We start from the raw sequence: 23704 nt of genomic DNA on the forward strand, positions 1-23704 counted from the left end.
CACTCCGTGACCAGTAACCCTTTTTGTTCTGTCGCCTTCTTTTTTAGAGCGTGTTTGAAAAAGATTTTCTGCAAGATATGCATCACAATTTGTAGGAAATTTTGTCCAGATGGGACGTCGCAACGGGCTACGCAGACCAAATTCAGGCAAAATATACTGCAAAGCAGGGCGTGCAGATTGCGGGAATGATTTTTCAAACATGCTCCAGGCCAGTCCTCTTATTGTATATAAGTACATGCTGAATGTCAATATAAGGGTGGATTTATCTGAGAAATTATGCTATCCTTATTACTGGTTACTGTTCACTCCGTTCACAGTAACGCGCTTCGCGATGCACAGAAATCATGCAAAGCATGATTTCGCGCCGCAATTCTCGGGTTTTCTGTGAACTTTGTTCACAAAAAACACCTCGCGGAACATTACCAGTGAACAGTAACTATTACTGTTCACTGGTAACATTCCGTGAGAAGTAAACTTGACTTTTTCTTAGATTAATATTTTTTTACAAGGTTCAAAACAGAAAAACCAGATATACACAATATCTTATTTTTATAAAACGGAGGATTTTTCTTATGGAAAGACACAGCTTTGCTATGGAAATCAAAAAAGGGAAAAAAAATGAATACCGCCAGATATTAGGAGAGATCTGGCCAGATCTGACTGCATTTCTGGATCAGGAAAAGGTACATAATTTCAGCATCTGGAACTGTGATTCCCTGATTTTCGGATATTACGAAACAGACGAAAATAACGAATTTTCAGAAGAGAAAAAAGCCAGCATCCAGGCTCTCACTTCCAGAATTGACCACACCTTCACCTGGATCTCCACCCCCGGCGAAAACATGCGTCTGATGTACCACAATTTCGGTGTTGTCCGCGAAAACAAAGAGCTGATCCGCCACAGAATGTTCATGACCAGACTGAAACCTGATTGCGAGGAAGAATATAAGGCAAGACATGACGGACTGGTTGCCGCGAGAGAGGGCAGAATTGACCCGGGTCCTGACAGCAACTTCAGCATCTGGAGCGCAGGCGGATATATTTTCGGCTACGACGAGATCGACACCACTATGGAGACTGAAGAAACACCGGAAGCCCATGAAGCTACCGTTGCCTGGGAAACCCGTCAGCTTGGCATCATGGACTGGATCACCAATGACTGCGACTGGCTCACAGGAACAGTCCACTCTGCAAGTGTAAGACTAGCATGGCATATAGGGAAATAAAATCATAATATGCCAAAACCCTCAATGATTTTCAAAGGTCATTGAGGGTTTTTCTTGTACAGATCATATTTCAATTCTTTTCTGAGAATCTCCAATTCTTCGCCAGTCCTTATGGTTCTCATTTCCAGATAGACCCAGTCGTCTACAATATGACCAATAACCGGAGTATCCATTTTCCGTAAGCAGTCACTGATTTCCTGCGCGGAAAGGCCCTTTCCATTCAGGCTTCTTATCTGCAATGCAGCTCCAGGCAGTGTTTTTCCAGGTGTAGTACCACCGCCAACAGGATTTCGTGTAGAGGTTACTGCAAATTCATATTCAGAAGCATCGGCCAACAGTTCACCCATAAGCCATAATGCATTCCGCTTAAGTTCTTCTGCACTTCGACTCATCATATCATAAACCGGAATCTCTTTCTCCAGCTGACCCTCATCCAGATAAATACTTACTGTCTTATCCAGCGCGGCAGCTGTAAACTTATCGATTCGCAGTGCCCGCATGAGAGGATGCCTGGAAATCTTTTCGATCAAATCTTTACGTCCTGCCAGTATTCCTGCCTGTGGTCCGCCTAGAAGTTTATCGCCACTGAAAGATACAATATCTGCGCCTTTCTTCAAAAGCTCCTGTACGGTCTTTTCAGGCTCGATTCCATAAAAAGCAATATCCACAAGGCTCCCGCTTCCAAAATCCACCAAAAGGGGAATTCCGCGGTTATGTGCTGCTTCTGCAAGTTCTACAAGCTCTGCTTCACGGGTAAAACCGGTAATCTGATAGTTGCTGGTGTGCACTTTCAGAAAGACAGCTGTATTCTCTGTCACTGCATTTTCGTAATCCTCCAGATAAGTCCGGTTGGTAGTCCCCACTTCCACAAGCGTCGTTCCACTCTGGCTGCATACATCCGGAATCCGGAACTTCCCGCCAATCTCCACAAGCTCTCCTCTGGAAACTACGGTTTCCCCTCCGGAGGCCAGCGCTGTCAGCATGAGCAGCACTGCTGCCGCGTTGTTATTCACTGCAATGGCAGCCTCAGCCCCTGTCAGCTTGCAGAGATTTTCAGCAAAATGTTCATATCTGTTTCCCCTCTTCCCATCTTCCAGATTCAATTCCAGATTGGTATATCCGGTCATCAAAGGTACAAGTTCCGACACAAGTCTGTCCCCCAGAGGCGCTCTTCCCAGATTTGTGTGGAGAATCACACCGGTAGCATTGATCACCCGCTGCATCTGCCTCTGGCTCCTGTGCGCAAGCAGACTCTTCATTTCCTGCAAAATGTACTCTGTATAATCTAATGTTATCCCAGACAAAGCCTTCAGATCAGACAGCTTTACTGGTAAGCCATCCTTCTGTCCTGATAGTCCGGATGTATCCAGGAACACAGCTGGCTTTTCTTCCGCCAAAATCTGCTGCCGCATGGCATCCCGCAGCTGCTCTTCCACCTTTCTGGCAGCTTCCAGTACTGCACGATACCCATACTGTTCCGTCAGTTCTTTCGTCAGCTCCATTCCCATGATCCTGTCAATTTTGGGCAGTCTGCGAAACAATTCATTTCTCCTGTTCAGAAAGCTTTTCTCTTCTTTATGGGCTTTCGAAACATGCAGCTTCCTGTCACCTTTATCCATTATTTTTCTGCGCCTCAATCCGCTCCGCCAGATCATTCAGATACACCCAGCGATCCATTTTTTCTTCCAGCTGTTTCTCCGCCGCCTCTTTATCTGCCATAATCTCACGAAGCTTCACGGAATTGGTGGCATTTGCCATCATATCATTCTCCAGCCTGGCAATTTTCTCTTCAAGTCTGGCTATATCCTCATCAATAACGGCATATTCCCGTTCTTCTTTATAAGTAAATTTCAGTTTTTCAGACTTCTGTCCTTGCTTCCAGTCTTTTCTGGTAGGTTTTTTCTCTTCATCCTCTGTACTGTTATTTCCGGAAGCCGCTTTATCTGACAAACTGCTACCGGCCCCGGCACCAATTTCACTGCTTCCAGCCCCGTATTTCCGCGCTTTTGCTTCTGCATAATCTGTATAACCACCCTCATACTGGGTCAGTTTTCCATTCCCTTCAAAGGCAAAAATGCGGTCCACCACATCATCCAGGAAATAGCGGTCGTGAGATACCGTGATCACAATTCCCGAAAATGTAGAAAGATAATCTTCGAGAATTGTCAGTGTAGGAATGTCCAGATCATTACTGGGCTCATCCAGAAGAAGTACATTTGGAGCCTCCATCAGTACCTTCAGGAGATACAGACGTCTCTTCTCTCCTCCTGACAGCTTGGCTACCGGTGTATACTGCATTGCAGAATCAAAAAGAAAACGCTCCAGCATCATAGATGCGCTGATCTTTCCATCACGGGTAGGAATAAACTCTGCCACATCACGGATATAATCAATCACCCGCTGGTTTCCATCCATGTCCGGCACTTCTTGGGCAAAGTAACCGATCCTGATCGTCTCCCCGATCTCCACGGTACCGGAATCCGGTTCCACCATTCCATCAATAATACGGATCAAAGTAGATTTTCCGCATCCATTTGGTCCGATAATTCCAAGTCTCTGGTTTCTCAGCACAATATAGTCAAAATCATCCAGAATCACCTTATCGCCATAGCTTTTGGAAATGTGATGAAGCTCTACTGTCTTTTTCCCCATTCTGGTCTCCACAGAGTCCATCTGCACATCTGTCTCCTGAACAGGCGCCTTGCCATTTTTTAACGCTTCCAGACGCTCCAGACGGGCCCGCTGCTTGGTGCTTCTTGCACGGCAGCCACGCTTCGCCCATTCCAGTTCCATACGGAGAATGCTCTGTCTCTTCCTCTCAGAAGCCAGCTCCATCTCTTCTCTTTGTGCTTTTAATTCCAGAAATCCTGAATAATTGGCATCATAGGAATATACTTTTCCATGACTGATTTCCAGAATTTTATTGGTAACTTTGTCAAGGAAATAACGGTCATGCGTAACCATGATCACAACGCCTTTAAACCGGTTCAGGTAATCCTCCAGCCAGGTTACCATCTCATTATCCAGATGGTTGGTAGGCTCATCCAGAATCAGCACATCAGAAGGGTTTACCAGAGTTCTGGCCAGAGCTACACGCTTCTTCTGTCCACCAGAAAGCTGCTCCACAGGGACATCATGTTCTGTAATCCCCAGCTTATTCAAAATATTTCTGGCCTCACTTTCCGTGCTCCAGTCCTTCTGCCATTTCCCATCAGCCACATAGTCCTGTACAATGGCACCCTTTGGAAAATCTGGCATCTGAGGCAGATAGGTGATACGAAGGCCATTCTGGGAAATCACCTGTCCCTCATCTGTCTCCTCTTCCCCTGCAATGATTTTCAGCAGAGTACTTTTTCCTGTTCCATTGATTCCAATGATTCCGATTTTATCCCCATCATGGATTCCATAGGAAATATCATCAAAAATCTTTTTATCTCCAAAAATCTTGCTTACATGTTCAATGTTCAGTACATTCATAAAAACCATAACTCCTTTTTCACCATCCACTGGCATTTATTTCAGTATTTTCCGCCTCTGTCAGTTTCTTTTTTTCTCAAAACCATGGATCCAGTCTGATTTCAGATAAAAAATCAAAAACAGAATGGAGCTTAATGACCAGGTCAGTGGATAAGCCCAGAATACAGTCTGGATCACCGGATGCAGCTTCACAGCGATGGTTATATAAGTCACACGGATCACGCACCAGCAGCCCAGCATAACAAACATGGGCACCGTAGCTCTTCCCGCTCCACGCATAAGTCCTGCAATGCAATGGGAAAAGGCAAGCAGAAAATAGAACAGAGTAATGATATGTGCTTCTTTCACTCCGAAAGCAATCACTTTCGGATCATTGTTAAAAGCGGCAATAAATACCGGGCTTGCAAAATACACAATAATTCCCACTATCTCTGCCATCGAAATACTGCAGAGGATACCAATACGTGCTCCTTTTTTTGCCCTGTCATATTTCTTTGCGCCCAGATTCTGACTGATAAATGTGGTCAACCCCATAGAAAAACAGGTAATAGGCAGAAAACCAAATCCCTCAACCTTGGAATATGCCCCGCATCCAGCAACAGCCAGCTTGCCGAAGCTGTTGATATTAGACTGCACTACCACGTTTGCAATGGCGATCACGGAGTTCTGGATGCCGGCAGGAAGACCGTTGGATACAATCTGTTTCAGCATATAGGAGTCCAGGCGAACATCCCTAAGGGAAACCGTATACTCCTCCGGGCTTTTTTTCATCAGACGGTACAGGCACAAAAATGCACTCATAAACTGGGAAATGATAGTGGCAAGAGCTGCGCCCTCCACGCCCATTCCAAATCCGCCTACAAAAACCATATCCAGAGCCACATTCAAAAGCGATGAAAAAATCAGGTAATACAATGGATGACGGCTGTCTCCCACTGCCTGCATAATGCCTACAAAATTGTTATAAAGAACCAGTCCCAGGGATCCCAGGGCATATACCTGGAAATACAGGGTGGATTTCGGCAAAATATCTGCCGGTGTTTTCATAAGGATCAGAATTTTTGGTGCAAGCACAACACCGCCAGCTGTAAGAAGTATACCGCACAGAATACCAAAAGCCACCGTGGTATGAATCGCCCTGTGAAGCTCCTTCTTCTGCCTTGCGCCAAAATATCTCGCTATGATAACGCCTGCTCCCATAGCAAGGCCCTGAAAAAATCCTACCAGCAGAAATGTAAGACTGCCGGATGAACTTACCGCAGCCAGTGCATCACTTCCCAGAAAGTTTCCCACGATCAGAGAATCTGCTGTATTGTACAGCTGCTGGAACAGGTTTCCCAGAAAAAGCGGGAACGCAAATCCCATCAGTTTCTTCCAGATAGACCCTTCTGTCAGCAGATTTTTGTTTTGTGAATTATTCATCTTTTTCCCCTCCATCAATCCTTTTTATCGTAACATACCACACCTGCTTTTTCAATCGTAAGTTGCGATGTGCTGTTCACTCTACGCCCTGCAACTGTGTTTCTCTTCACTTCATTCACAGCAACACGTTTCGCGTTACACAAAACTCATGCATCCGCAAGATTTCACGCTCAAATTCTCGTTTTTCTGTGAACTTTGTTCGCAAAAACACCTCGCGGAACATTACCAGTGAACAGTAATGTTGCGGATCAGGTTTTCACAAATCCAATTGCAAACGTCCATATTTCGTGTATAATAAGACATATCATTATAATTATTTTTTCATACTTTTCGTAAATTTAAGGAGGACATATATTTGAAAAATCTGGAAACCATTTGGAGCAAAGCGGCTGCCCTGGGACAGACTCTGAAAGAATATCCTCGTCCGGATATGGTACGCCGTCACTGGATCAATCTGAACGGCATGTGGGACTATCTGATTACTGACAGCCGCATTCTTCCATGGCAATTTTATAAAAGCGAATATTTCCCCTTTGACGGACAGATTTTAGTGCCCTTTTCACCGGAAGCACCTCTTTCCCAGGTAAAGCGCCAGCTTTTGCCTGATGAAACCTTATGGTATTCCCGTACCATCCAGTTGCCAGAGAACTGCTTAGATACAGAAAGTCAGCGGCTTCTTCTGCATTTTGGAGCTGTAGATCAGATCTGCAGTGTGTACATTAACAGAAAGTTCGTCACCTATCACAAGGGAGGCTACCTTCCATTTACCACAGATATTACAGACTTTATTACAGAAGATCTCACAGTCTCTATCCTAATAAGTGTCCATGACTTCAGTGACACCTCCTATCATGCCAGAGGCAAACAGCAGCTGAAGCGCGGCGGTATGTTCTATACTGCCCAGAGCGGGATATGGCAGACTGTATGGATGGAGATCGTACCAAACAAATACATAAGAGATGTGCGTGTTACCCCGGATTTGGACAATAGTCTGGTCCGGATGCGAATCCGCGTATCCTCCGCATCCTCGACCGAAAATGCATCTCCCGCCCATATAAGGCCCATGGCAGCGGATCAGACAGATTCTCAGGAAACTGTTTTGGCTTTTTTACCTGACAGGCAGAATTCATCCAATGTGATCTGTAAGGTTTATCCACCTGTTTTTCTCGAAGCAGACGGACTTAACGATACATTATGCCAGGATGAAATAACTACCACCGCAATCCGTCCCGAAAAAGAAGCCACCCTCTCCATCCCGGAAAATATGCAGAAGTCCTGGACTCCCAAAGAGCCATGGCTTTACCCCTATTCCCTGGAATATGGCAAAGACCGGATTCTTGGATATTTCGCACTCCGCAAATGTGACGTACAGATAGCTGACGATGGCTATCCACGCTTTTTCCTGAACAATCAGCCATATTTTCAGAGCGGCGTGCTGGATCAGGGCTACTGGCCCGACGGGCTTTATACAGCACCTTCAGATGAAGCTCTCATCTACGATATTCGTGCAATGAAAGATCTTGGTTTTAATATGCTCCGCAAGCATGGCAAGATTGAAGCAGACCGCTGGTATTTCCACTGTGACCGCATGGGAATGCTGGTATGGCAGGATATGCCTAACGGCGGTTCTTCCTACCATCACTGGTTTGTCACCTATCTGGCCACATTATTAAACTGGATGCGCATTCCAGTAAAAGACCTCCACGCCCGCCTGCTCTCCCGCACAGATGTATTCGGCCGTCAGGAATACATTGACGATATCCGGGATATGGTCAGGACACTGTATAATCATCCTTCCATCGTCACATGGGTACCTTTCAACGAAGGATGGGGACAGTTTTCAACCAAAAAAATCACAGATTTTATTCACCGGCTTGATCCTTCCCGCCTGGTAGATTCTGCCAGTGGATGGTTTGATCAGGGCTGTGGTGATATTAACAGTCTCCATTATTATTTTCTTGGACTTCCAGTACCAGAATCAGACCGCGTACTTGCTTTATCTGAATTTGGAGGTTACTCTCTTCGCCTGCAAGAGCACAGTGCCTGTAAAAATATTTACGGATATAAGAAATTTACCACCAGCGAGGCGCTTACCGACGGCTTCTCCAGGTTGATGGAAAACACTATCGTACCTTCTGTAAAAAAAGGATACTCTGCAACTGTTTTCACGCAGCTTTCTGATATTGAAGAAGAAACCAACGGACTGATCACTTACGATCGTAAAAAGATTAAAATGAATCCGTTGATTGTACAGAAATGGAATACGAAGCTGAAGAAATCTTTACACAACTAACTGTTAAACGCATATTTATCTGATGAAACAAAAAAACAGAAGCCATGCAGTCTTTTTCCATATACTGCATAGCTTCTGTTTTGTTTTCTTAAGCGCCAGCTTCAAAATTTATTTCCAGCTGACATTCACGTTTCGCATTTAAATTAGTTATTACTGCTGATTGCATTTATAGCAATTAGTTTGCTGCTTCTTCGTCAGCTGCCGCATCGGTCTCAGCCTCTGCATTTTCCACATTGTCTTCTGTCTTGATCAGAGAAACGAAAAGTGTCTCAGCGATAGGCTGAATGTCATCAGATTTCGGTCCGATCTGAACATTGTACATCATTCCCTCAGCATCCTCCAGGAAAGCGATTCCGTATGTACTTTCAGTCTCGAAGGAAACCGCATAGAGTCCGTTAATGCAAACCTTCTCAACATCTTCATACTCTGTAGCCAGCTCATCAGCCATGGAATGCAGATCATACTCTGTTCCAACATCTGTAGCGGTCACTACCATGTTCACGCCTTCTTCAGAATCTGGATCCTGTGCCTGGAACATAACACCGTCTGCTGCATCTTCATCTGAAATTTCCAGAACATCCCAGTTACTTGGTACATAGAGATCGAAGCCCGGCTCAAAAGATAACCATGTTCCTTCATATGCAGCTTCATCAAGCATGTCCATTGTTAATTCTGTAATCTCATCATCTGCAGTCTCAGTATCTTCTGCTGCATCTGCCTCAGCCCATACAGGAGCAGAAAATCCGGTTACCATTGCTGCGGTACATAACATAGCCATAACTTTTTTCCAGTTTTTCATTTTTCTACCTCACTTTTATCATATTTTGTGATATTATATAGAGGACCTAAAAAGTTTATAATACTTTCTAACGCCTCATCACCTTGAGGTTACTATATCCGATTTATTTTGAAAAAACAATATACATGGGATGAAATGACACTTTCAGTGATATTTTGATGTTCCTGTTCACAGCAACATTTTGATTTACTGCAGATTTTCATTCTTTTGGAGGATTTTAGCATTGAACATTGCAATAATTGATGATGTGCAGCAGGATCTTGATGCACTTGCAGAAGCTGCCCGGGAACATTATGACCCAAAACAGATATCTATCCAATTACATACCTTCTCTTCACCTGAAGATTTCTGGAACAGCTATTCTCCCGGCAGTTATGACCTGATTTTTCTTGATATCTACATAAAGCAGGCCAATGGTATGGACTTGGCCGCCCAGCTTCGGGAAAAAGGCGACTCCTGTGCTCTTATTTTTGTTACCAGCAGCGATGCTTTTGCGGTTGCCAGTTACGACGTGCAGGCAGCTTATTATCTTCTGAAGCCTCTTGATACAAACAAGCTCACAAAGGTATTGGACTCCATTCAGATCAAGCGTGCACAGGATACACGATATATAGAGGTGATCTGCGACCGTACCCTTCTACGTGTTCCTGTAAAAACCATTTTATATGCAGACACCTTTCACAATGCTGTCCAGCTTCACACAGACGCAGGAGTTCTGCGCACATACCTGACTTTCCAGAAATTCGAGGAACTGATTCACGATCTCCCCTGTTTTCTCTCCTGCTACCGCGGCTGTCTTGTGAATATGGACCGCATTTACAAACCACTGGAGGAGGGCTTTCTTCTGGACAACCAGGAAACCGTCCAGATCCGTAAACGGGGAGCTAACGCAATCAAGAAGGAATATCTGAATTATCTTTTCTCATAATACAAAAGTCTGCACAACTGGTTGCGCAGACTTTTTATGTGGAAGAAAGACCCGGCAAAATTTCTCAGCCTGTCAGTCAGCTTTGTCAGAAAGCCGTAAATCCATATCTTCCAATGGAATAAACACATTCGCCCGGAATATACCGTTTCTGGCAGAAAAGTCGGCATATCCACCATATTTCTCTGCTGTTTTGTAAACAGAAGCAATTCCAATTCCCTGCCCGCTGTGACTTGTGGAATAAAAAGCTGCCCCATTTCTCTGCACTTCTCCTGCATAGGTGTTTTCAATATTGATCAGAAGTTTTCCCATTTTTACTTTGCAGATGCAATTTACATAAGTCTCATCCGCGTTCTCTTCTTTTTGCACTGCTCTCACCGCATTTTCCATCAGATTACCAAAAATCCTGCAGATATCCAGATCAGAAATTTTCATTTTCTCTGGAACCTCTACTGAATATCTGTACTTTATACCTTTTTGCTCCAGCTGTGACGCATAGTAATGTAAGATTGCATCCACAGACATGTTCTTGCAATAGCATACTGGTGTCTGCATTTTTTCGGTGCTCTCCTGTGCGAACTGATGAAAATACTCTTTCAGTTCTTCATAATGTTCCTGTTCCAGCAGAATGGAAGCAGTACGGATATACTGTCTGAAGTCATGTCTTGTACGGCTTGCCTCTTCCAGCGCATCAGTTAACTTCTCATAATGCTCCTTTTGCATAAGCAGACGCAATTCCATCTGTCTGGACTGTTCTTCATAGATCAGCCGCATCCGATAGCCTTCTGTCAGTTTTCTCCAGAGAAGCATTCCAAATATACCTGTCAAAATGACGCCGCCCCATTCTGGAAACCAGCCGCCAATAATCGGATCATACAAAGACCATATGCGATCTGCTGCCAGAGATACTGCATAAATTACGGTTCCTGTAAGAAGCGAAATGCCCTGCATCCCTTCCGTATAGAAAAACGCAGTTAAAACAAGACATACAGCAGTAAACCATTTCAGCACCTCCGTTGCCGCTGAAATACCATAAGAAAGAGCTGCGGTCTCCATTCCCCCGGCAAAAATCCCGGCAAGCGTAACCCCAAGACCTGCCACAGCTGTAGCAAGAACCCCCCATGCCATCCACTTATACTTTTGCCCGGTGATCTCATATTCCAGCAAAAGCATTGCCGGAAAAGCGAGAAAATAGAACAGCATTTCAACAGAGAACCAGGGCTGTACTCTTAGCGCCAGGTATGTATGCAGAAGGGGATAGCAGGTATACCCGAGCACACAAAGGCATACTCCTGCAAAAAGTACATTTTCCCTGCTTCTGGTTTTAAAAAATGCCCATACGGAAAACGCCAGAACCAGAATGATCAAGGTAAATACAGAGGAATTGATAAACACCGCAATTCCCCTTATGGTGTTTATTTTTAAAGGATTTCCAAAAACAGGTACACTCTGGATTCCCGGCGAAGCAGAGCTTTTATCTGTCACTGCAATCAGAATTTCTAATGAAGTATTGGCCTTGAAGGTAAACATTCTGTTCTGAGTCCGTTCCACATAATGATCCGGGTCCGGATTTCCCATCTGTCCGACCAGAACACCATCCACATACAAATTATATGCTGAAAAAATTTCCGGCAGATACAAACCATATGTATGCTGCTCAGCGGGAAGCATGATTTTTAACCGGTATGTACCACTCCCATACGGACTTCTCCCACTGTTTCCAAGTTCCATTCCACCATATTCCCCAATAGAAATATAACGAAAATAATATTTATCCAGATCATCCTCCGGCGTAAGAAGTGCATCCGGATAATATTCCCATTCTCTGGACAAATAATAGACAGGAAAGCTCTCATAGGAGCCATCTGCATACAAAAGTCCGTGTATGGCTTTTTCCTCTCTTGTCATATATTTGTTATTTGAACAATACAACACGTAAAAAAACATAAAGGATAGAATCATGGTTATGATTACAGTTCCCCACAGCAGCTTCCTTCCTTTTTTATTTGCTTTGTTCTCCTTCACCCCGTTCCCCCTTTCGGAGCTTTTTGCCGCGTCTCATTGGTATATTCCATAACAATATTAACAAAATTACAATTATTATAACAATTGAAGCCGTTTTTTTATGTTGACTGTTAAGATTCTCATCTGAATTCGCTTTCTGGTTTTTGACATCTTCCGAAAGAAGTTCCTCAACCTGTTCTGACAGCTTTTCTTCTCCTGAGTCCGCCGCATTTTCCAGACTGTCTCCTTCCGGATCATCCTCTTCTGTGTTTCCACCATTCTCTGTCTGATTTTGTGGTTGCTCTTCCACTGTATAATCTCCAGTTTTATCAATGGGAATCACCGCAGCGTTCTGTGCATCATTTACCGAACATGTATAGGAGTTACCTTCTTCGTCTGTCAGCATAGTCTGAGAGTCACGGTTCGCATACGGAATCTCCACGGTAGCTCCTGGAATATCTGTAACAGCTTCTCCGTTTTTGGAAATTTTTACAGAAACATCACTTCCCACCCAGGAAATGTCTGTCTCAATCTGATCCTCCGCTTTTATATTCCAGTTTTTTACCACTTCCACAGGAACCCTTACCAGCACTCCGTCTCCTTCAAAAGGAATCAGCTTTACACCATTCTTCATAAGATCCAGCAGCCTGTTTCCTACAAGGATGGTGGAAGTATCCGTTACCCGCTCCGTTTCATCGTCAATATCCGGAAGCTCTTTGCCATCCCTGTCTGCATAATTGCGCTTGTACCAGTGCTCATTAGAAATAAGCTCCCCACCATACACAAAAGTATATACCCCGGTACTTCCACCTGAATAGGTTACGTAAATTCCATATTCCCTGCCAGCTTTAAGAACACTTTTTTTCAGATACAGCCCCTTTCTGTCAAAATAGGAATTACTTTTGCCTATTTCTTTATCTTCATTATTTTCCAGCAGATATACCTGCAGATCGTCCAGCTGTTCATCTGTAAAACAGTCTAATATCATAGGAAAGAACAGAACATCCACGCCAACCACACAGCACGTCTGTACTTCCGGCTGATCCGGGCGCTGAACAGTAATATAAGCAGCTGCCCCCGGAACAGTAAGCTCCTGATCCACCGTGCAGCCTTCTGGAGCTGCAAAAGTTCCCGTCACTTTATAAACGCCAGGAGCATTCACATCAACCTGACTGAAATCCCATACTGAATGCATGATAACAGCCGGATGGGCCGCAGTATCCTCATATTCTTCACAGGTGCTCCCAAAAATATAAAAAGTCTCCTCCAGCTCGGTCCGTACTTCTGCCAGACTCTGCCCCGCCCGCACCGCATATACCATGCAGCGCTGCAGGCTCTTTTCGTCAATCTCCTCGCAGGAACGGATAACAGTATCTTTTGATACTGTCCCGCCAATTGTTCCAGGCTGATAACTGAGTATCTCCAGGCTTCCATCTGACTGATAGCGGTATTTAAGATTTCTGGTTTTCCCTTCATTATAAACAACTGTCAGTGTATATATATTTTCAGCTATCATACTCTGGCAGGAAAGATACATCCCATCGGTATCCGCAAATCCATATCCTTCCTCGCTTACATTTACCCAGTCCTCTCCTTCTTTTTGAAGCCATATTTCCATCATATCTGGATTCTGCTCTGTGATCCATGGAAAATAGTAAATACCTGCTGAAATCATTCGGGAATACACCTGAATCTCCGGCTGTCCCGGATTCTGTACAGAAATCCATGCTGTCCATTCCGGAAGACCGACATTGCTTGTATATCCTTCCGGAAGTCTCACTGTCCCTGTAATCTTATAGGCTCCCACAGTCTGAATATCAATTCCGGAATAGTCCCAGATTGCATCCAGATAAAGCTCTTCTCCATCTTCTGTATATGCAATGCAGCTCATGCCATCATAAATTTCCTGCAGTTTCTGCAGGCTTCCGCCTTTCAAAACTGCTCCGGCAGGTATGTAGAAAATTCTGGAAAAATCCCTTATTACATTTTCTGCTGCCCTTACTTCCTGCACGCTTTTCCAGGCAAATATGCAAAGCAAAAAGAAAAAAACACTTATCAGACCTTTTAACCTTTTTTTCATTGATTTTCTCCCTTGTCCCAAGCATATAAGATTTTATCGTATAATACAAGAAACCTGTGGCGAACCGCAGGTTTCCGTGAAAAATGGGTGTTACTGTTTACTTTATCACAACAACAAGAGCGTGTTTGAAACAGGCTCTAACTTTGCATTGTACCGTAATATGTTTTACATGAATGTCTTACTATCAGAAACAAAACTCCCTGAAAAAATCACATTCTGCATCATTGCACTGGGCAGCATCAATTGTTTTTACATCGCAGTGGAACACGTGACCAAGTTTATTAATCTTATCTCCAAACACACGATATACAAAGGGCACATTGTTCTCCATCAGTTTCTGGACTAATGCAGGTGCCTGTGCTTTCTGATGATCTGCCACGGAAGTCATGCAAAATACAGGAGGATAAACATCTGTAATGCCGTTCAGTACATCAATGCTCTCCAGTTCTTCCTCTGTACCGCCTTCCGGAAGAAGTTCCTTCATGATCAGCATAGTCATATTGTCTGCCCCTTCCCTTGGGATCCTGTACACACCGCAATTTAAAGCAATTGCAGTAAGGGCAAAGCCCTCTGGTACAGCAAAATCATATTTGGCAGCATATGCCGGATTCGTACAGATTGCTGCATAAAGTCCCAGAAGATGAGCTCCTGCAGAATCTCCTACTGCAAAAATACGTTCTGTATCAAAATGGAATCTTCCTGCACGCTTCATCACCCACTTGCATACCAGATTTACATCCTCTAACTGTGCTGGAAATTTGCTCTCAGGAGCCAGACGATATGTAAAGTTTACAACAGCAAATCCTCGCTGTGCAAGACTCATACAATAGTACTGGTATCTTTCTTTATCTCCATACATCCAGGCTCCTCCATGAACGCTGATAATGATCGGAAGGTCTTCTCCCTGTGCCTGCTTCGGTCTGTATACATCCAGCCTCTGCATCTCCCTGTCATCATGTCCATATACAATATTATCCCAACGTTCGATGTCTTCCGGGGTATTCATAAGAGCATCGCGCTCATCATCTGCCTTTTTAAATTCTGATCTGATCTTATCGCTTAATTCAGACATTGTGGTTCCTCCAGGTAATGTATTTTTCTGTGAATATTATAAATGAATTATATAGAAAAAACAACAGGAAAGAATCCTGCTTGCTGCATAAAAAAAAGAACACCCAATCAACTCAGGTGTTCTTTAAAGATTCGCTATTAGTCTTCAACTTTAACGATCTCTTTTTTGTTATAGCTTCCGCAAGCCTTGCAAACTCTGTGTGGCATCATAAGTGCGCCGCATTTGCTGCATTTTACAAGGTTCGGAGCGCTCATTTTCCAGTTTGCTCTTCTCTTATCGCGTCTTGCTTTGGAAGATTTATTCTTTGGGCAGATGGACATTTCGGTTACACCTCCTTAAATTTACTGAATATATCACTGATAGCTGCCATACGGGGATCCTTAGGCTCCTCGGCACATCCGCAGGGACCATCATTCAGGTTCTTCCCGCATCTGCTGCAAATCCCTTTGCAGTCTTCTTTACATAAGACTTTCAAAGGCCAGCTCATCAGTACCTCAAGATAGACCAAACGGTCCACATCCAGGTCATAGCCGGTGAGATAGCTGCTCTCATCCAGATCATTCACACGTTCTTCATCCGTAAGCTTCATGTCAAGTTTCCTCTTGAATTCAAAAGGAATCCTGGTCCTAACCTCTTCCAGACATCTGTCACATGGAATTCCAACAGTCACAAGACCGCTTCCCTCCAGTTCCAGAACTCTGTCGCCGGTATTCGTAATCGTAAGCTCTACAGATTCCTTAGCCAGTACTGGAAAGGTTCCCTGCTGGAAGGTGATGGTATCCATCTCAAAAGCAACACTGTAGTGCTGGCTCTTACCCTCGCTGGATGAAATGTCTGATAAATGTATCTGCATAATCGTCTCCCTATTCACACTTAATCAATTATACATACCCTGTCATTATTTGTCAACTTGAATTTTCCCTTATATACAATAATTTTTCAAAAAAATTACAAAAGCTGGCGAAATTTCAGGTGGAATATTAAATCAATTTCCTGTTGCATATAAAATCCTGCCAGAGTGTATGATTCTCTGACAGGATTTATACATTTTTATAAAGTAATGCAGTATTACCGCAAAGCAGCCTGCCTCTCAGCAACTGACTTTGCCATGTACTGCTAATCACACTGCAGCTAATTATTTTACAAGTGCTACCGTATCACGGCAGATTGCAAGCTCCTCGTTAGTCGGGATAACTGCAACCTTTACCTTGGAGTCAGCACCGGAAATAACAACTTCCTCGCCCATAGCCTCATTAGCCTTAGCATCAATTGTAACACCAAGGAATCCAAGATAAGAGCAGACTTTCTCACGAATCATGCCAACATTCTCACCGATACCAGCTGTAAACACGATTGCATCAACACCGTTCATAGCAGCTACATATCCACCTACATATTTCGCAATGCCATAGCAGAGAACTTCGATTGCATTCTTAGCATCCTCGTTGCCCTCAGCGGCTGCGGCTCTAAGGTCACGCATATCACTGGAAACACCGGACATACCCTGAAGACCGGATTTCTTATTCAGAACATTCATAACACCTGCAAGATCCAGGTTCTCTTTCTTTGCAATGTACTCAACGATAGCCGGATCAATGCTTCCGGAACGTGTACCCATTACAACACCTTCAAGAGGAGTAAGACCCATTGTAGTATCTACGCATTTGCCATTCTGTACAGCACTGATGGAAGAACCGTTTCCAAGGTGGCAAACGATAACCTTGGAGTTATCTTTGTCAAGGCCAAGGAACTCAACAGCACGTTTGGATACGAAGCTGTGGGAGGTTCCGTGGAAGCCGTATCTTCTTACTTTGTAGTTCTTGTAGTACTCGATCGGAAGTCCGTACAAATATGCTTTTGCAGGCATTGTCTGATGGAATGCGGTATCGAATACACCTACCTGAGGTACGTTTGGCATAAGCTCGGAGCATACGCGGATACCGATCAGGTTTGCCGGGTTGTGAAGCGGTGCAAGATCGTTGCACTCTTCTACTGCTTTGATCATCTCATCTGTAATGATTGCAGAAGAAGCAAATTTCTCGCCGCCATGTACGATACGATGACCAATTGCATTAACCTCTGCAAGACTCTTGATCGCACCTGTTTTCTCATTGGTAAGAGCTTCCAGAACCATCTGGATTGCTTCTTTATGAGTCGGCATGGAAGCTTCTGTGATCTCTTTGTCATTTCCGGCTTTCTGGTATACCAGTCTTCCGTCAATTCCGATTCTCTCGCAAAGTCCTTTTGCAAGAACAGCTTCTGTGTCGGAATCGATCAGCTGGTATTTTAAAGAAGAACTACCGCAGTTAATTACCAATACATTCATTTTTTTACTCTCCTGTTTACATGATTATGTATTACCTGACACCAGATATTTTATTCCTCTGGTATCTCTTCAAGGGCATGTGCCCTCAATCACAATACGATTCAGCCCTTTTCAGACTAATTCCAAATTAGTCCTGAGCCTGGCACTGTACAGATGTGATTGCTACAACACCAACGATATCGTCAGCGGAGCATCCACGGGACAGGTCATTTACAGGTTTTGCGATACCCTGGGTGATAGGTCCGTAAGCTTCTGCTTTTGCAAGACGCTGAGCCAGTTTGTATCCGATGTTTCCTGCATCAAGGTCTGGGAAGATCAGGACGTTAGCCTTACCTGCAACCGGGCTTCCTGGAGCTTTGGAAGCACCTACGCTTGGAACGATAGCGGCATCAAGCTGGAACTCTCCGTCAAGTGCAAGGTCTGGATTCTGCTCTTTCGCGATCCTGGTAGCCTCAACAACTTTATCAACATCTGCATGTTTCGCACTTCCCTTTGTAGAATGGGAAAGCATAGCTACTACAGGCTCTTCCTGTACAAGAAGCTTGAAGGACTCAGCAGAAGAAGCTGCGATTGCTGCAAGTTCTTCTGGATTCGGGTTCTGGTTCAGACCGGAATCACCGAATACGAATGCACCGTTAGCGCCGTACTCGCAATCCGGAACGATGATCAGGAAGAATGCGGAAACAAGCTTGGTACCTGGTTTTGTCTTCAGGATCTGAAGGCATGGTCTTAAGGTATCAGCTGTAGAGTGGCAAGCTCCGGAAACCATACCGTCTGCATCGCCCATCTTAACCATCATAACACCATAATACAGATACTGGTTCAGAAGGATCTCCTTAGCCTGCTCTGGTGTCATGCCTTTTTTCTGTCTTAACTCTACTAATTTGTCAATATATCCCTGAGTCTTCTCAGATGTTGCAGGATCTACGATCTGTGCACCGGAAATGTCGAAGCCGCCTTCAGCTGCGCTCTTCTTAACTGCTTCCTCATTACCAACAAGTACAAGCTTAGCAATTCCCTCTTTTAAAATTTTGTCTGCTGCTTCAAGAGTTCTCATGTCCTCTGTCTCTGGCAGTACGATTGTCTTAATGCTGGATTTTGCTCTTTCTTTGATTACATCAATAAATCCCATGATTAAATGGCTCCTTTCATTTGTTACAGTAATCCTCTGGGAACTGGCATAAGTATCCATTCCCCATTCAGTAACTTAACCTCATTATACGCCACCCCGCCTTGTATTTCAAGCTTTTCAATGTTAGAATATGGAAGAACAACGTATTTTTTGAGGTGCAATTTTATGAAAACAGCCGGAATTATTGCAGAATATAATCCATTCCATACAGGACATGAATATCAGATAAACTATATAAAAGAAAAACTAAGGACAGACTATGTAGTTATCGCCATGAGTGGTGATTTCGTACAAAGAGGAACTCCTGCCCTTTTTTCAAAATATGTACGTGCAGAAATGGCTCTTCGGAACGGCGCAGACCTGGTTCTTGAGCTGCCGGTTTCCATTTCTTCTGCCAGTGCAGAGTTATTTGCCAGAGGAGGCATACAGCTTCTGGATGGACTTGGGGTTACAGATATACTTTGTTTCGGAAGTGAATGCGGTGATACGGATGCGCTTATGGAGCTGGCCAAAATCCTGGCAGAGGAGCCGGAAGCTTTTCAGGACGCCCTTCGCCGGAATCTGAAAGACGGAATGACTTTTCCAAAGGCCAGAAGCATGGCTCTCTCTGCAGTTTTTCCCGAATCAGAAAAATACCAGCAATTGCTCTCTTCCCCCAATAATATTCTGGGAATTGAATACTGTAAAGCTATTCTACGGGAAAACAGCTCTATTTCACCGGTTTCCATTAAACGGGAAGGAAATGATTATCACGAAAATACTCTGTCTGAAAATCACTTTCCTTCTGCTTCTGCTATTCGAAATGCCATTTTGGATTTCAATACTCCACCCAAAGGGGACTCATCCGATACTGAGCATTCCCACTGCTTTTTATCTGAATCATCAGAAACCGCAATACAGAATTTTGCGTTTCTTGCTGATATGGCAAAAAAATTTTTACCAGCAAATTCCCTGGAACTATTTTTACAGGCAATTTCCGGAAATCGTTTTCTTCTGGAAAACGATCTGGACACGCTTTACCGTTACTGTCTTCTTCAGGAAACAGAAGAAAGCCTGTGCACATACCTGGACATGTCCCATGCTCTTGCCAGAAGGATCCTCTCCTGCCGGGATCAGTATGAAACCTTTTCCCAGTTTGCCAACCTTCTGAAAACCAAGGAGATCACACAAACCAGGATCCAGAGAGCACTGCTTCACATGCTTCTTCATATTCAGAGTGTGCCCGCGCAGATTCCCTATGCCCGGGTTCTGGGATTTCAAAAAAACAATTCTGCGCTTCTGGGCAAAATAAAAAAATGTGGCAGCATTCCTCTGCTTACCAAACTGCCGGATGCTGCCGCAGTGCTTGAAAACGCACCACAAGCTATGGATTTACTAAATGAAACAACTTTCGCATCCAATCTTTACGAAAGCATTCTGGCACAAAAAAACAGTACTTCTTATGTTCATGAATACAGACAACAGATTATTATTGTATAATATTCTCAACTGCATAAAGAGCCCCGGCTACTGCAATTCCGTACAATAGCCAGGGCTCACTTTTATCCATTTCGTCTTACTCAATCTTACTCATTAGAAAGAAGAATGCGGTCATTATCCAGCTTCTTTCCTGCTCCAACTTTAAACTTGTCAAGCAGCCCTTCCACAGTAAGACCTTTTTTCTCCTCTTCCTTGATATCCAGAACAATATCACCGGAATCCATCATCAGAATACGATTTCCAAGTTCCAGTGCAGACTGCATATTGTGGGTGATCATCAGACAGGTCAGATGATGTTCTTCCACGATCCTGCTGGTCAGGTTCAGCACCTTCTCGGCTGTTCCCGGATCAAGAGCTGCTGTATGCTCATCCAGAAGAAGCAGTTTCGGTGGATTCATAGTTGCCATCAAAAGAGTAAGTGCCTGTCTCTGACCGCCTGAAAGAAGTCCCACCGGATGGTTCATGCGGTCTTCAAGGCCAATATCCAGAAGTGCAAGCTGTTCACGAAAACGCTGTTTATCACTTTTGGAAATACGGGAAAGCCAGCCTCCCTGACCTGCAGCAAGCGCAAGGTTCTCCAGAATCGTCATTCCAGGAGCAGTTCCCCGCATCGGATCCTGATACAGTCTTCCAATATTTTTTGCTCTGGCATGCTGTGGCAGAAATGTAATATCCTCTCCATCCAGAACAACAGATCCGGAATCTGTGAGAAAATCTCCACAGATGGCATTAAACATAGTAGATTTACCAGCTCCGTTGGAACCGATAATTGTTGCAAAATCGCCTTTTTCAAGATGCAGAGACAGATCTCTGATTGCCACTTTTTCATTTACTGTTCCCGGATTAAAGGTTTTGGAAATATGTGAAAGCTTTAACATGGATCAGATTCCTCCCTTCTTGTGCGTCATTCTTCTTTTCAGCTGCGGCCACTGTCGTTTCAGATAAGGGCCGGAAATTGCCAGAATAACAATCACAGAAGATACCAGTTTCAGCATAAACGCTGGCATATTAAATCTTAAAGCCACCGTATAAACCAGTCGGAAAACAAAAGAACCCAATACCATTCCCACAGCTCTTACAAAAATTCCGCCTTTTCCAAGAATTGTTCCTCCGATCAGAAGGGATGCAAGCGCAATGGTAACCATTCCCTGACCGATGTTAATGTCCACAGATTTCTGGGACTGGGAAAGAAGGCATCCGGACAGTGCTGTAAAAGAGTTTGCAATACAAAGTCCGATAATCGTTGTAAATACCGGGTTGATAGACGACGACTTCACCATATCTGCATTATTTCCTGTAGCACGGATTGCAAGGCCAAGTCGTGTCTTTAAAAATACCACCAGAAAAGCAACCACTGCTGCTACTGCGATCAGCGCAACAATTATATCTGTTCTTCCCTTCAGAGGGGTATCTGCCAGAACATCCTTCATCATGGAAAACACCGTATCTGTACGGTTCATGTTGATCAGGGAAGAGCCTCCCATCACTGCTATGTTAATCGAATACAATCCTGTATTCACAATAATTCCCGCAAGCAGACTGTCTACTCCCATTTTTGTCTGCAAAAATCCGGTTACAAAACCAGAACAGATTCCGGCAAGCATTGCTGCTAGTATTGATAAAAAAGGATGTCCGCTGACCGCCACGGCGGCTCCTACAGCGGCTCCTAATGTAAAGCAGCCGTCTGTAGAAAGGTCGCAGACATTCAGCATGGAATAACTTAAAAACAATGCAAGGACAGTCAGGGAACAGATCAGTCCAAGTTTCAGGGCAGTTTCTCCTAAGGAGAGTGCAGTAGCCAGTGTCACAATCATTTCCTCCGGTTAATCGTTAATTTGCTTCCAGTTCGTCAAAGCTCTCTGCTGTCACGATCTCATTTACCTGTGTACAGAGCGGCTCCATAGCAGCTTTGACAGTTTCAAAATCAAGACCGAGTGCTTCGCATGTTTCTGTGTTTACAGTAGCAGTACCATTATCAAAGGTTTCTACAGGAGTGGTTGCCGGATCAGCACCATTCAGAAGAATATCGGCAACCATATCTGCTGTTTTTGCTCCAAGATTTGCATAATCAACACCATACCCTGCGAAAGCACCATTTAACGCAAAGGAATCAGCTCCTGTGTAATGCGGAATTCCTGCATCAATAAATTTCTCATAAATGGAAAGCTCTGCTGTCATAATGGTATTATCAGTTGGGGTAAACACTGCGTCAACACCATCTGCAACCAGTGCATCTGCTGCAAGCTGAACTTCATCAGTAGTGGTTCCGGTACGCTCAACATATTCGATTCCGTTCTCATCCATGTAAGCTTTTGCTGCCTCGATGGCTGCTGTAGAGGAATCCTGTCCGATATCATATAAAAGTCCGATCTTCTTGGTATCCGGATTAACAGCTTCGATCAGTTTCATAATGGAAGCGGTATCCAGATAATCGCTTGTTCCGGTAAGGTTTGCGCCAGGTGCCTCCAGGGATTCTACAAGGCCTGCACCAACCGGATCCGATACTGCGGAAAATACAACCGGCGTGTCGGTTCCTTCTGTGCTTGCCTGCATACGCATAGCTACCGGTGTTGCAACACCAACCATAAGGTCTACACCGTCTGCCTGGAAATCAGAAATAATCTGCTCCATAACATTGGCATCTGCATTACAATTGTCATAGGAAATATCAAAGTTTACACCCTTCTCATCACCGATTTCTTTCAGGCGGCTTTCCAGATTGTCTACGATCTGGTTCAGAGATGCGTCATCTACATAATTGCAGATACCGATCTTGTAGTCCTCTGCAAGAACAGGTGTTGCCATCATCATAGTTGCCATTGTTGCTGCTGCGATTGCGATCATTCTTTTTTTCATAGTGTTTTTCCTCTCTCTCTTAAAATTGGCGGGAGCATGTTAAAAAAGGCTTTCCGCATAATATGTGTCACACTTTACGGAAATGATTTTCAAACAGGCTCCAGAAGATAACTAAGCCGATCTTCTGCATCTTGTCTGCGAGAAAGAATGAGTGGTAAAATGGATATCAAAAAACCGTCTTCAAAAAACAACATTCCCTGTTGCTCTTTGAGACGGTAATAAAATCTTATTATCGCGGTGCCACTCAAATTGACAAATCGTCCACTTTCTCATGTACAAACATACACTCCTGATTGGTAACGGGTTCGGTTCCCGTCGGCGCCTACTCTCCTGAAATATAATTTCGGGCCGCCCTCGAAAGTCCATTCCATCAGCCGCTTCATACGAAGATCACACCATCCTTCGCTCTCTGATAAGTCATTATTCAGTCCATTCATAACGACTAAATGTCACATCTGATTTACTACTCTTTCTCATCGGTTTAACTGATTTATACTTTAGCACAGTGATGTAAGAATGTCAAGTGCAAATTTATCTAAAAAAGTGTCTTCGACACTTCAACTCCCCTGCCCCTCAATCTTGAGGGGATAGGGGTTTCTTTTTTTCAACTTTT

At 44.0% G+C, this 23704-nt stretch carries 18 protein-coding genes and 3 pseudogenes; 5 read left to right on the top strand and 16 right to left on the bottom strand.

The annotated features are described in order from the left end of the window. Nucleotides 1-72: 72 nt before the first annotated feature. Nucleotides 73-123, bottom strand: a pseudogene (locus tag AB5170_RS16780) (hypothetical protein); the annotation flags it as partial. Here AB5170_RS16780 and AB5170_RS16785 point away from each other — a divergent pair. Continuing rightward, nucleotides 102-170 (top strand): annotated as a pseudogene (locus AB5170_RS16785) (hypothetical protein); the annotation flags it as partial. The pseudogenes AB5170_RS16780 and AB5170_RS16785 overlap by 22 nt on opposite strands. Here the strand turns inward: AB5170_RS16785 and AB5170_RS16790 are convergent. Then, a pseudogene (locus AB5170_RS16790) lies at nucleotides 153-197 on the bottom strand (hypothetical protein); the annotation flags it as partial. The pseudogenes AB5170_RS16785 and AB5170_RS16790 overlap by 18 nt on opposite strands. Before the next feature lie 375 nt (nucleotides 198-572). On the opposite strand from AB5170_RS16790, the gene AB5170_RS16795 reads away from it, so the two are divergent. Next, nucleotides 573-1226, top strand: a complete 654-nt coding sequence (locus AB5170_RS16795) for an L-rhamnose mutarotase (RefSeq protein ID WP_118580077.1) — start codon at nucleotides 573-575, stop codon at nucleotides 1224-1226. A gap of 38 nt (nucleotides 1227-1264) precedes the next feature. Here AB5170_RS16795 and selA read toward each other — a convergent pair whose 3' ends face one another. The 3 genes from selA to AB5170_RS16810 form a co-directional block, all read right to left on the bottom strand. After that, complete coding sequence (gene selA / locus AB5170_RS16800) at nucleotides 1265-2767, bottom strand: L-seryl-tRNA(Sec) selenium transferase (protein WP_368365107.1); 1503 nt, start codon at nucleotides 2765-2767, stop codon at nucleotides 1265-1267. 70 nt (nucleotides 2768-2837) lie between these two features. Beyond that, nucleotides 2838-4703 (bottom strand): ABC-F family ATP-binding cassette domain-containing protein, encoded by a 1866-nt coding sequence (locus AB5170_RS16805; RefSeq protein WP_173715491.1) that lies wholly within the window; start codon nucleotides 4701-4703, stop codon nucleotides 2838-2840. 60 nt (nucleotides 4704-4763) lie between these two features. Continuing rightward, nucleotides 4764-6125, bottom strand: coding sequence for an MATE family efflux transporter (locus AB5170_RS16810; protein ID WP_173735339.1), 1362 nt, complete (start codon nucleotides 6123-6125; stop codon nucleotides 4764-4766). A 355-nt stretch (nucleotides 6126-6480) separates the two neighbouring features. On the opposite strand from AB5170_RS16810, the gene AB5170_RS16815 reads away from it, so the two are divergent. Continuing rightward, a complete protein-coding gene (locus AB5170_RS16815) occupies nucleotides 6481-8418 on the top strand; it encodes a glycoside hydrolase family 2 protein (RefSeq protein ID WP_368361901.1) in 1938 nt (645 codons plus the stop codon). Between the two features lie 175 nt (nucleotides 8419-8593). On the opposite strand, the gene AB5170_RS16820 is transcribed toward AB5170_RS16815, so the two are convergent. Next, the gene (locus tag AB5170_RS16820; protein ID WP_173715489.1) at nucleotides 8594-9217 is read right to left on the bottom strand and encodes a hypothetical protein; all 624 of its coding nucleotides are present in this window, start codon (nucleotides 9215-9217) and stop codon (nucleotides 8594-8596) included. Between the two features lie 223 nt (nucleotides 9218-9440). Here AB5170_RS16820 and AB5170_RS16825 point away from each other — a divergent pair, with 223 nt between their 5' ends. Beyond that, nucleotides 9441-10145 (top strand): LytTR family DNA-binding domain-containing protein, encoded by a 705-nt coding sequence (locus AB5170_RS16825; RefSeq protein ID WP_347161068.1) that lies wholly within the window; start codon nucleotides 9441-9443, stop codon nucleotides 10143-10145. A gap of 72 nt (nucleotides 10146-10217) precedes the next feature. On the opposite strand, the gene AB5170_RS16830 is transcribed toward AB5170_RS16825, so the two are convergent. From AB5170_RS16830 to pta, 7 genes are all read right to left on the bottom strand, one after another. Continuing rightward, nucleotides 10218-12167: a GHKL domain-containing protein gene (locus AB5170_RS16830; RefSeq protein WP_237963467.1), complete on the bottom strand. Its 1950-nt coding sequence runs from the start codon at nucleotides 12165-12167 to the stop codon at nucleotides 10218-10220. Further along, nucleotides 12145-14226 (bottom strand): hypothetical protein, encoded by a 2082-nt coding sequence (locus tag AB5170_RS16835; protein ID WP_368361900.1) that lies wholly within the window; start codon nucleotides 14224-14226, stop codon nucleotides 12145-12147. Before AB5170_RS16835 ends, AB5170_RS16830 begins: the two co-directional genes overlap by 23 nt. A 184-nt stretch (nucleotides 14227-14410) precedes the next feature. Next, nucleotides 14411-15298 (bottom strand): alpha/beta hydrolase, encoded by an 888-nt coding sequence (locus AB5170_RS16840; protein ID WP_347087409.1) that lies wholly within the window; start codon nucleotides 15296-15298, stop codon nucleotides 14411-14413. 137 nt (nucleotides 15299-15435) lie between these two features. Next, entirely contained in the window at nucleotides 15436-15618 is a 183-nt protein-coding gene (gene rpmF / locus AB5170_RS16845; protein WP_077610953.1) for a 50S ribosomal protein L32, read from the bottom strand. 5 nt (nucleotides 15619-15623) lie between these two features. Then, nucleotides 15624-16151, bottom strand: a complete 528-nt coding sequence (locus tag AB5170_RS16850) for a DUF177 domain-containing protein (protein WP_347087411.1) — start codon at nucleotides 16149-16151, stop codon at nucleotides 15624-15626. A 282-nt stretch (nucleotides 16152-16433) separates the two neighbouring features. Further along, nucleotides 16434-17624, bottom strand: coding sequence for an acetate/propionate family kinase (locus AB5170_RS16855; protein ID WP_118580050.1), 1191 nt, complete (start codon nucleotides 17622-17624; stop codon nucleotides 16434-16436). Nucleotides 17625-17751: 127 nt separating this feature from the next. Beyond that, nucleotides 17752-18756, bottom strand: a complete 1005-nt coding sequence (gene pta, locus AB5170_RS16860; RefSeq protein ID WP_118580048.1) for a phosphate acetyltransferase — start codon at nucleotides 18754-18756, stop codon at nucleotides 17752-17754. A 165-nt stretch (nucleotides 18757-18921) separates the two neighbouring features. Here pta and AB5170_RS16865 point away from each other — a divergent pair, with 165 nt between their 5' ends. Beyond that, nucleotides 18922-20235 (top strand): nucleotidyltransferase family protein, encoded by a 1314-nt coding sequence (locus AB5170_RS16865; RefSeq protein WP_368365108.1) that lies wholly within the window; start codon nucleotides 18922-18924, stop codon nucleotides 20233-20235. Nucleotides 20236-20321: 86 nt separating this feature from the next. Here the strand turns inward: AB5170_RS16865 and AB5170_RS16870 are convergent, their stop codons facing one another. From AB5170_RS16870 to AB5170_RS16880, 3 genes are read right to left on the bottom strand one after another with little or no spacing between them, the layout of a single operon-like run. Next, a complete protein-coding gene (locus tag AB5170_RS16870) occupies nucleotides 20322-21113 on the bottom strand; it encodes an ABC transporter ATP-binding protein (protein ID WP_118580042.1) in 792 nt (263 codons plus the stop codon). Nucleotides 21114-21116: 3 nt separating this feature from the next. After that, nucleotides 21117-22049 carry an ABC transporter permease gene (locus AB5170_RS16875; protein ID WP_173769730.1) on the bottom strand — a complete coding sequence of 311 codons (933 nt, stop codon included), beginning with the start codon at nucleotides 22047-22049 and terminating at the stop codon, nucleotides 21117-21119. Nucleotides 22050-22065: 16 nt separating this feature from the next. Further along, nucleotides 22066-23091, bottom strand: coding sequence for an ABC transporter substrate-binding protein (locus AB5170_RS16880; protein ID WP_173718134.1), 1026 nt, complete (start codon nucleotides 23089-23091; stop codon nucleotides 22066-22068). Nucleotides 23092-23704: the final 613 nt, after the last annotated feature.

It is taken from the genome of Ruminococcus sp. RTP21484sp1_RTP21281st1_A8_RTP21281_210402 (assembly GCF_040914025.1).
GTDB lineage: Bacteria > Bacillota > Clostridia > Lachnospirales > Lachnospiraceae > Blautia_A > Blautia_A faecis.

What these genes read in the sequence shown, in the direction of transcription:
- AB5170_RS16820 (WP_173715489.1), bottom strand. Translation starts at nt 9,217, where the DNA reads ATGAAAAACTGGAAAAAAGTTATGGCTATGTTATGTACCGCAGCAATG.
- rpmF (WP_077610953.1), bottom strand. Translation starts at nt 15,618, where the DNA reads ATGTCCATCTGCCCAAAGAATAAATCTTCCAAAGCAAGACGCGATAAG.
- AB5170_RS16810 (WP_173735339.1), bottom strand. Translation starts at nt 6,125, where the DNA reads ATGAATAATTCACAAAACAAAAATCTGCTGACAGAAGGGTCTATCTGG.
- AB5170_RS16855 (WP_118580050.1), bottom strand. Translation starts at nt 17,624, where the DNA reads ATGAATGTATTGGTAATTAACTGCGGTAGTTCTTCTTTAAAATACCAG.
- AB5170_RS16840 (WP_347087409.1), bottom strand. Translation starts at nt 15,298, where the DNA reads ATGTCTGAATTAAGCGATAAGATCAGATCAGAATTTAAAAAGGCAGAT.
- AB5170_RS16870 (WP_118580042.1), bottom strand. Translation starts at nt 21,113, where the DNA reads ATGTTAAAGCTTTCACATATTTCCAAAACCTTTAATCCGGGAACAGTA.
- AB5170_RS16805 (WP_173715491.1), bottom strand. Translation starts at nt 4,703, where the DNA reads ATGAATGTACTGAACATTGAACATGTAAGCAAGATTTTTGGAGATAAA.
- AB5170_RS16850 (WP_347087411.1), bottom strand. Translation starts at nt 16,151, where the DNA reads ATGCAGATACATTTATCAGACATTTCATCCAGCGAGGGTAAGAGCCAG.
- AB5170_RS16795 (WP_118580077.1), top strand. Translation starts at nt 573, where the DNA reads ATGGAAAGACACAGCTTTGCTATGGAAATCAAAAAAGGGAAAAAAAAT.
- AB5170_RS16835 (WP_368361900.1), bottom strand. Translation starts at nt 14,226, where the DNA reads ATGAAAAAAAGGTTAAAAGGTCTGATAAGTGTTTTTTTCTTTTTGCTT.
- AB5170_RS16875 (WP_173769730.1), bottom strand. Translation starts at nt 22,049, where the DNA reads ATGATTGTGACACTGGCTACTGCACTCTCCTTAGGAGAAACTGCCCTG.
- AB5170_RS16865 (WP_368365108.1), top strand. Translation starts at nt 18,922, where the DNA reads ATGAAAACAGCCGGAATTATTGCAGAATATAATCCATTCCATACAGGA.
- AB5170_RS16880 (WP_173718134.1), bottom strand. Translation starts at nt 23,091, where the DNA reads ATGAAAAAAAGAATGATCGCAATCGCAGCAGCAACAATGGCAACTATG.
- pta (WP_118580048.1), bottom strand. Translation starts at nt 18,756, where the DNA reads ATGGGATTTATTGATGTAATCAAAGAAAGAGCAAAATCCAGCATTAAG.